Source organism: Candidatus Methanodesulfokora washburnensis (genome assembly GCF_003947435.1).
Taxonomy (GTDB): Archaea; Korarchaeota; Korarchaeia; order Korarchaeales; family Korarchaeaceae; genus Methanodesulfokora; species Methanodesulfokora washburnensis.
On the sequence record NZ_RCOS01000167.1, the window covers coordinates 25,481 to 32,838 of the forward strand.

The following is a 7,358-nucleotide window of genomic DNA, read 5'->3' on the forward strand; positions in this document are numbered from 1 at the left end:
CTAGCTAGAGACCATACTCCCTCCATCTCCTATCAACCAGTTCCTTTGTTCTCTCATCAACAGAGACCTCCTCAGGCCAATCCCCTCCATACTCTTCTCTCAGTTTTCTTGTGGCATCTATGCCCATCTTACTTCCATACCCAGGTATAGGAGTTGTGTGATCTATCTGATCGACATGTGTCCTCGGGATTATGACAACATCTCTCTGGGGATCCACAGTGGAGGATATAGCATATATCACTTCATTCATGTCATTTACGTTCACATCATGATCCACCACTATTATAATTCTGGTTAGGCTGAACTGATCCAAGCCCCAGAGCCCCATCATCACCTTCTTTGCATGACCTGGAAATCTCTTCTTTATGGAAACTATTGCCATTCCTTGAAATAATCCATGTGGTGGGAGGTTTATGTCAACAACTTCCGGAAGGATCATCCTTATTATCGGAAGAAACATCCTCTCAACAGCTTTTCCAAGCCATGCGTCCTCTAAGGCAGGCTTCCCCACAACTGTGGCATGATATATTGGGTCTTCCCTCATCATGATCTTCTCCAGATGAAAGACTGGAAAGAGATCAGGTGGAGTGTAATATCCCCAGTGATCCCCAAATGGGCCCTCTGGCACGAGCTCACCCGCATTCACCTTTCCAAGTAGAACTACCTCAGCTCTTGCTGGAACCATTATGTCATTCTCAGTCTTTATAACTTCTATTCCCTTTCCTGCCAAAATACCAGCAAAAAGAAGCTTGTCTATTGGATATGGGACGGGTGCAACCCCTGTAAAAGTAGTAGCTGGATCTGCTCCTATCACTATCGCAACTGGCATCTCTTTCTCACCTAATTCTCTATAATGATCGAGAAACATGCTCCCTCTCTTGTGTATCTGCCAGTGCATAACAGCTCTTTTGTCATCTATTATTTGAACTCTATAAACTCCTATATCGTGCACCCCTGTCTTCGGATCGACTGAAAAGACTAGAGGGAATGTGAGATATCTTCCGGCATCCTTGGGCCATGTTCTCAGGGCAGGTATCATGTTAAAAGATGGATTTTCCACTACCACTTCTTCAACAGGTCCTTTTCCCACAGTTTTGGGAAGCATGCTGGAAAAGCTGGCTATCTCCCCTATCATCCTGAGTTTCTCCAGAAAACTTGAGGGCATTACCTCCACAAGCCTTAACAATCTCTCCCCTATCTTCTCGAGTGGTTGGTCAAATGCAACCTCAAAGAATTTCATTCCTCCAAATATGTTCCCCACAATTCTCCATCTTTCATACCCCTTTATTCTCTCAAAGAGAACTGCCTCCCCTCCTCTATACATCTGCCTTCTAAGGATTTCTGCTATCTCCAGATCGGGATCAACTTCCACTTTGACTCTCTTAAGTAGGCCTCTCTCCTCAAGGGCTAGGATATACTCCCTCAGATCTTTGTGCATAAGGCACTTAGAAATGCAAAAAGATAAGCTCTTCTTCGCATTATTGTGTTCCCAAAGTATGATAAAAAAGTTTATCCGATCTTCTGATAAGAGATCTGGATGGTTGTTGACAAGTTTGGTAGGCCTGTCACAAGCCTTAGGATCTCTGTGAACTATGAATGTAACTATAACTGTTTTTTCTGCCATAAAGAGGGAATAGAATCAACAAATAAGCTGATGAGTCCGGAGGAAATAGAAAAAGTGGTCAGAGTTTGTGCAAAATATGGAGTGAAGAAGGTGAAGATAACAGGCGGAGAGCCACTTTTAAGGAGGGATCTCGAGGAGATAGTGAGGAGAATAGCGGAAGTTGATGGAATAGAAGACATAAGCCTAGTGACAAATGGATATCTGCTCAAGGAGAGAGCCAGTAGTCTGAAAAAATCCGGCTTGAACAGGGTAAATGTAAGCATTCACTCGTTAAATCCCGATGCCTACAGAAGAATAACTGGCATCGACGGGCTTCATAGGGTGATAGATGGAGTGGATGAGGCTATCAAAGTTGGCCTAGGAGTGAAGATAAATAGGGTTATTTTAAAAGGAGTGAATGATGAAGAGAAACTAGATGAGCTAATTAAGTTTGCAAAGGAGAGAAATGCTTCCCTGCAGATAATAGAGCTTGAGGGAGATGAGGAGCTTATGAGAGGATATCATGTTTCTCTTGATGAAATAGAGGAAGAACTCAATAAAATAGGCAGGTTAAAGGGAAGAAAGGATTTGCATGATCGTCCAATATATGAAGTCGATGGAGTCGAAGTTGAGCTAGTAAAAGCTTATAGAAATCCGGATTTCTGCATGCACTGTACTAGAATGAGGATAACTCCAGATGGAATGTTTAAACCCTGTCTTTTCAGAAAGGATAACTTAGTTCCCTTTTTGGATAAATTGAGAGGGGGAAAGGAGATAGATTCCCTCTTCTTTCTTGCTGTAAGCAGGAGGGAGCCCTTCTATAAGGGGTGATATCATGGTTAAAATGGTGGATATATCGGAGAAGGAGCCCATTGTGAGGATTGCAAGGGCAAGGGGAAGGATAAAACTAAAAGAGAGCACGATAAAGAGGATAGTTGAGGGGAAAATAGAAAAGGGAGATGTCATAACAGTTGCTAAGTTAGCCGCTATACAGGCGGTGAAGAAGACGCCTGAGATAGTACAGCTGTGCCATCCAATACCGATAGAAAATGTTAATGTTGAGGTAAAATTGAAGGAAAACTATGTAGAAGTAGAGGTTGAGGTAAAAGCTATTGCAAAAACGGGAGTTGAGATGGAAGCCCTTTCCGGTGTTTCAGCTGCCCTTCTCAATATATGGGACATGGTGAAGAAATACGAGAAAGATGAGATGGGGCAGTATCCATCAACAGTAATCTATGATATATCGGTGCTGGAGAAGAGAAAAGATATCCGAACTTTTTCAAAGCAATTGGGCTAAATCTTCCAGAAAATTAAGAGTTGTGCACGTAATTGAGTTGTTGTTTTTGTTATCTATCTGTAGAATTAGCCCTCTTGCTGCGCTAATTCTAGTGGTGATGAGATGCATCAGGTGGTGTCTACTGCCCTAATAATATCCTTAGGGCTTATGATCCTACTTCTCTCAGCAAGCACTGTCAAGGAGATCTTGATATCTATAGAGGAATATAAGGAGAGGAAATGCATAAGGGCAGCTCTCTATGCTCTTGAGGAAGCAGTATCCATCTCCTCTGGAGGAGGTAGAGGAGAAGTTCAGATAAACCTCCCATGCAGAGTAGAGGTGAAGGGGGATAGCTGTGTTTTGGTATCTGCTGGAAATGAAAGCCTGTATCACTGTTTTCCTGTGAAAATAAGGGACTTTGATCTAGAAATTGGAGGCAATGGACTTCTAACAGCAGAATGGAGGGAGGGAGAGGTGATAATAGGATGGAGAGGGTGATGAAGGAGGCTCTTCTCCTTCTCATGACTGTAATCTTGGTTGTCTCCATAATATCCCTGTTAAATAATGCGATCAGCATTAGGGAGGATCTATATCACAGAAAATTAGACTTCTGGAAAGCGTTAATAACCTCTATAAACCAGAAATATGGATTAGATGGCAGTTTCGAGCCCCCAAAAGGTGAGGAGGAGTGAACGACTACCTTTCTTATTTCATCTTAACAACTATATTTATAGTATTAGCTTTCCTCATAATTATGGAGGCGATCCTGCCTTGTTGAGATACCTTATTCTGATCCTTATTCTCTTTATGCTCCTGTTTGTGGGTCTTAATGCATCAGATGTCTGGTTTATTCCATCTTTCTCGGAGGGAAGGGCAAAATGCCTTGCTATATCATCTGTCAAAAATGTATCATATAGCATTAGAAATATTACATCTAAGCTGAACATGAGCTGTACAGCTCGCAGCTGCTATGCGATAGTTCAGCCTATTCCAGGAGGAAGGATTTACATAACTGGTGGATGGCCATGAAGGAACTTCTGTTCATTCTAGCGGGGATAATAGTCATAACAACCCTGATAAAACTTCCCGATCTCTATCCGTTGGATAGCAGAGGAGTAGTGTATAGGATATCTCAAGAGGAAGTGCATGCTGAGATAGAGACCTTCCCAGCTAGATTGGTGATCTTTGAAAGGCTTTACCTGGATAAACTCTTGCTAAATAGGTCTAAAAATCTGACAATTGATCTGAATGATTTCATTTCTGAGCTTAAAAGAGACCTAGATAGAAAGGGCATGGAGGCTGATATAGAATATCTGATAAAAATGGGAACTTGTAATGGGGTAAATGGCACGCTAAATGCTATTTTTGATGGAGCCTCGGATCCCAACTCCATTGGAGTAAGCACAGAAGTACAGCTGAGAATTGGTAGCAAGATGACAGGCATTTCAGGAAAAAGAAGCTATATAATAAATATATGTCACCCTTATAGAAAAATTTGTTTCGACAAAGTTGCTGAACTGCTCCCAAGAAACTCATCCTTTGAGGAGAGCGCAGAGTTCAATGACACCAAAGAACTTGAAAAATGGGTGAGCAATGCGATAAAGCGATACAGAGATGAACTAGAGATATCTCTGGACAATGCAAGGATAGCAGCTAGGAACTGTAGTCTAAATTTAATATATAATGTAGAGATGATTTATAATAGAGTTTATTTATATAAATATATTCTAATATATAGAGTCAATGCGATAGTAGAACAAGAGGACATAACCCTTTACTATTATGGTGGATCGAAGAGGGGTATCTCAGAGAACTTTAAGATTATATGGCAAGTTTACCTCGATGGTGAGCTTTCAAAAATACCAGGAAACACGAATTCAACCGAAGCAGAACCTCCAGAAACTGGACTAGAAGCTTTTATACAGCCAAAATAAAACTTTTCCCTTAATTTCCCCGTTTTCCATGGAAAATCTATTCAGAGAAGGAAATTTCATGAGAAGATGGATCGTGATTCTGTTAATGACGTTAATTATCATAAGATCTCCTGCAACTTCAGCGGAAAATGGTGCATTAGATGACTTCAACAGGAGATTTAGCGAGGCAGTTAGAAACATGGTCAATGCAATAGTGGCGATGATAAACGCGATAAAGGATGCTGCACTGACAATTGGAAGAGTGCTTGGAGGGGCCCTCATTGCAATAGGTGCAGTGTTATGGGCAAGCGATCTATTCAGTTATAAGGGAAAGAAGCTTATAATCTCTGGAATAATACTCCTGATAATACTAGAACTGCTGCTGGGACCATAAGTTCCTACCTTTAGCGGAAGCTAAAAGTGGAGAGACTGGAAATACCAACTGGGGATATCAGATAGAATAGGGCGTATGTTAATTTAGGTTTCCATTAAATAAAACAACGAAAGTCAGTGCTTTGATAAGCAAAAAAGAGGTAAGCGAATTTAGTCAGCCATTTATTCCAAATATTTTGGCAACTGTTTCATCAAGCCATTTCACTGCTGAAACTGTACCATTCCAGAGTTTTGATGGGGCTTGCTCGAATATTGAGACAACATTCATGATAGGAGCTGCTATTATACTGAGAAAGAGAGCTATTGTGAGAATCAGCAGAAGAGCTTGCTCGACAGTTCCGCTCACTCCCTTCCTCCTCATAACATCACCGTCCATACTTGGAAGCAATATTTTTAAGCAGGAAAATTCAGATATTTTTGAGAGGTAATTGCATTGAAAGTATGTCCTGTATGCGGAAGCAAGAGGATAATGAAGATATCACCTTTATCCGGATGGCTTACCCCAGAGGAGTGGTTTTGCCCTGATTGTGGCTACAGGGGACCGATATATGGAGAGCTAGAGGAGGAGAATTCTACAAGTGAAGAGTAATATTTTTATCCTCATTGTCAACAGCAAGCCTTATGGAACATGAAGATATATTCGATATACTAAGAAAGCTTGCCTCAGTTCCTACTGTTACAGGATATGAGCAGAATGCAAGAGAAACCATTAAGGAACTTCTATCCGGCTATGTGGATGATTTTTGGACAACTTCATGGGATAATAGTGTGGCTGTGATAAATCCGGCAGGAAAGAAAAGACTTCTCTTTGCAGCCCATGTAGATCAAATAGGTTTTATCGTTACAAGTATAGATGAATCGGGCTATCTTAAATTCTCGCCGATAGGAGGCTGGGACGCAAGAGTAGCTTACGGAAGCAAGGTCACTGTGATAACTTCAAAAGGAAGCATAAGAGGAGTTATAGGAACTATTCCTCCTCATCTTATGAAGGAAAAGGAGAAGAAGATAGATTTCAAGGAACTTGTGATAGATATAGGTGTTGATAGCAAAAAAGAAGCTGAAGAAGCTGGTGTTAGAGTGGGAGATTATATAGCGCTTCACTCGGAGCCGGAATTAATAGGAAAGCACAGAGTTATAGGCTCAGGCATGGACGATAAGGCAGGCTTAGCTTCAATAATATATGCAGCAAGAATGCTTGCCACTAGGAAAAATGAGCTAGGAGACATATCTGTCTACTTTGTGGCAACAGTACAGGAGGAGATAGGATTAAGGGGCGCAAGCATGATAGGATACGAGTTAAAGCCTGATGTAGCAGTAATTGTGGACGTGACTCATGCAAAATCCCCTGAAACAAAGGAAATAGCCTTCGTAGAGCTTGGAAAAGGTCCTGTTATATCTATAGGTCCGATATATCACAGAGAGATAACGGAATCCCTCATAGAGATTGCTGAGAAGCATGGGATAATGTATCAGAGAGAGGCAGATCCAAGAGGAGCAGGAACAGATGCATGGGCAATTCAGATAGCTAGAGGAGGAGTTAAGACAGGTCTTGTTTCAGTACCCAATAGGTATATGCATAGCGGCGTTGAGATGGTGGATCTCAGGGATATGTTCAATTTAGCTAGGCTTCTGGTTGAGTATTCAGTTTCTATGAAAATTTGAGCGTGAATAAAAAAGTATTTAAATTTGCCGAGGATGCCCACCATATGTCAGTGAGACTTGCTATACCCACATGGTCTGATGAAGGACTGGATTCAGAAGTTCATCCCAGACCACTTGGATCCCCTTTTATGGCAATAATAGAGGTAAGGGATAAGGAAGCTAAGCTAGTGGAGGTAGTGAGGAACCCCATATCTTCTCTTTTGATTCCTAGTAGAGAAATAAGCCTCGCATCTTGGCTTAAAAGCAAGAGGATAGATATCCTGATTTCCTCAAAACCATGCAGTTCTTCCGTCGTTGAGAAACTAATGGACTGGGAGATAGGTTTTCAGGTAATCGAGGGAAAAACTGTCAAGGATATTATAGATAAATACTTAAAGGGAGTTCGTTGAGGTGAGCTGCTCCACGACTAAAGTCGGGAGCTTCCAGCGTTTAGAGCAGGCTTTGCGCCTTTCCCCTCATCTGCTGGTTCGGGGGGCTCACAGCTCCCCCATCCCATGCCTCTCGTTAAGGC

Annotated in this window: 12 protein-coding genes; 9 read left to right on the forward strand and 3 right to left on the reverse strand. The window is 41.7% G+C overall.

Translation table 11 applies throughout. From position 1 onward, the window contains the following. Positions 1-4: 4 nt before the first annotated feature. Positions 5-1,438 carry a menaquinone biosynthesis decarboxylase gene (locus D6D85_RS14525; RefSeq protein ID WP_125672756.1) on the reverse strand — a complete coding sequence of 478 codons (1,434 nt, stop codon included), beginning with the start codon at positions 1,436-1,438 and terminating at the stop codon, positions 5-7. Positions 1,439-1,537: 99 nt separating this feature from the next. Here D6D85_RS14525 and moaA point away from each other — a divergent pair, with 99 nt between their 5' ends. From moaA to D6D85_RS14545, 4 genes are all read left to right on the forward strand, one after another. Beyond that, positions 1,538-2,434, forward strand: a complete 897-nt coding sequence (gene moaA, locus D6D85_RS14530) for a GTP 3',8-cyclase MoaA (protein ID WP_125672757.1) — start codon at positions 1,538-1,540, stop codon at positions 2,432-2,434. Between the two features lie 4 nt (positions 2,435-2,438). Beyond that, a complete protein-coding gene (gene moaC, locus D6D85_RS14535; protein WP_237558871.1) occupies positions 2,439-2,900 on the forward strand; it encodes a cyclic pyranopterin monophosphate synthase MoaC in 462 nt (153 codons plus the stop codon). 102 nt (positions 2,901-3,002) lie between these two features. Next, on the forward strand, positions 3,003-3,377 hold the full coding sequence (locus tag D6D85_RS14540) for a hypothetical protein (protein ID WP_125672758.1): 375 nt from the start codon (positions 3,003-3,005) through the stop codon (positions 3,375-3,377). Continuing rightward, complete coding sequence (locus D6D85_RS14545; RefSeq protein ID WP_125672759.1) at positions 3,365-3,571, forward strand: hypothetical protein; 207 nt, start codon at positions 3,365-3,367, stop codon at positions 3,569-3,571. The genes D6D85_RS14540 and D6D85_RS14545 overlap by 13 nt, the downstream gene beginning before the upstream one ends. Before the next feature lie 60 nt (positions 3,572-3,631). On the opposite strand, the gene D6D85_RS14550 is transcribed toward D6D85_RS14545, so the two are convergent. Beyond that, positions 3,632-3,826, reverse strand: coding sequence for a hypothetical protein (locus D6D85_RS14550; protein ID WP_125672760.1), 195 nt, complete (start codon positions 3,824-3,826; stop codon positions 3,632-3,634). Positions 3,827-3,904: 78 nt separating this feature from the next. Here D6D85_RS14550 and D6D85_RS14555 point away from each other — a divergent pair, with 78 nt between their 5' ends. Together D6D85_RS14555 and D6D85_RS14560 are read left to right on the forward strand one after the other, a co-directional pair. Then, positions 3,905-4,813, forward strand: coding sequence for a hypothetical protein (locus tag D6D85_RS14555; RefSeq protein ID WP_125672761.1), 909 nt, complete (start codon positions 3,905-3,907; stop codon positions 4,811-4,813). Positions 4,814-4,871: 58 nt separating this feature from the next. Then, complete coding sequence (locus D6D85_RS14560; protein ID WP_125672762.1) at positions 4,872-5,186, forward strand: hypothetical protein; 315 nt, start codon at positions 4,872-4,874, stop codon at positions 5,184-5,186. Between the two features lie 153 nt (positions 5,187-5,339). On the opposite strand, the gene D6D85_RS14565 is transcribed toward D6D85_RS14560, so the two are convergent. Beyond that, positions 5,340-5,561, reverse strand: a complete 222-nt coding sequence (locus D6D85_RS14565) for a hypothetical protein (protein ID WP_125672763.1) — start codon at positions 5,559-5,561, stop codon at positions 5,340-5,342. A gap of 57 nt (positions 5,562-5,618) precedes the next feature. On the opposite strand from D6D85_RS14565, the gene D6D85_RS16580 reads away from it, so the two are divergent. Genes D6D85_RS16580 through D6D85_RS14575 form a run of 3 tightly spaced genes read left to right on the forward strand, consistent with a single transcriptional unit; the run spans position 5,619 to position 7,236 of the window. Then, positions 5,619-5,774 (forward strand): hypothetical protein, encoded by a 156-nt coding sequence (locus tag D6D85_RS16580; protein WP_161969916.1) that lies wholly within the window; start codon positions 5,619-5,621, stop codon positions 5,772-5,774. Positions 5,775-5,806: 32 nt separating this feature from the next. Continuing rightward, the gene (locus D6D85_RS14570; protein WP_125672764.1) at positions 5,807-6,847 is read left to right on the forward strand and encodes a M42 family metallopeptidase; all 1,041 of its coding nucleotides are present in this window, start codon (positions 5,807-5,809) and stop codon (positions 6,845-6,847) included. A 44-nt stretch (positions 6,848-6,891) separates the two neighbouring features. Next, positions 6,892-7,236 carry a NifB/NifX family molybdenum-iron cluster-binding protein gene (locus D6D85_RS14575; RefSeq protein ID WP_125672765.1) on the forward strand — a complete coding sequence of 115 codons (345 nt, stop codon included), beginning with the start codon at positions 6,892-6,894 and terminating at the stop codon, positions 7,234-7,236. Positions 7,237-7,358 lie beyond the last annotated feature (122 nt).

Coding starts and splice junctions, on each gene's coding strand:
- D6D85_RS14525 (WP_125672756.1), bottom strand. CDS start 1,438: ATGCACAAAGATCTGAGGGAGTATATCCTAGCCCTTGAGGAGAGAGGC.
- moaA (WP_125672757.1), top strand. CDS start 1,538: ATGGTTGTTGACAAGTTTGGTAGGCCTGTCACAAGCCTTAGGATCTCT.
- moaC (WP_237558871.1), top strand. CDS start 2,439: ATGGTTAAAATGGTGGATATATCGGAGAAGGAGCCCATTGTGAGGATT.
- D6D85_RS14540 (WP_125672758.1), top strand. CDS start 3,003: ATGCATCAGGTGGTGTCTACTGCCCTAATAATATCCTTAGGGCTTATG.
- D6D85_RS14545 (WP_125672759.1), top strand. CDS start 3,365: ATGGAGAGGGTGATGAAGGAGGCTCTTCTCCTTCTCATGACTGTAATC.
- D6D85_RS14550 (WP_125672760.1), bottom strand. CDS start 3,826: ATGTTCAGCTTAGATGTAATATTTCTAATGCTATATGATACATTTTTG.
- D6D85_RS14555 (WP_125672761.1), top strand. CDS start 3,905: ATGAAGGAACTTCTGTTCATTCTAGCGGGGATAATAGTCATAACAACC.
- D6D85_RS14560 (WP_125672762.1), top strand. CDS start 4,872: ATGAGAAGATGGATCGTGATTCTGTTAATGACGTTAATTATCATAAGA.
- D6D85_RS14565 (WP_125672763.1), bottom strand. CDS start 5,561: ATGGACGGTGATGTTATGAGGAGGAAGGGAGTGAGCGGAACTGTCGAG.
- D6D85_RS14570 (WP_125672764.1), top strand. CDS start 5,807: ATGGAACATGAAGATATATTCGATATACTAAGAAAGCTTGCCTCAGTT.
- D6D85_RS14575 (WP_125672765.1), top strand. CDS start 6,892: ATGTCAGTGAGACTTGCTATACCCACATGGTCTGATGAAGGACTGGAT.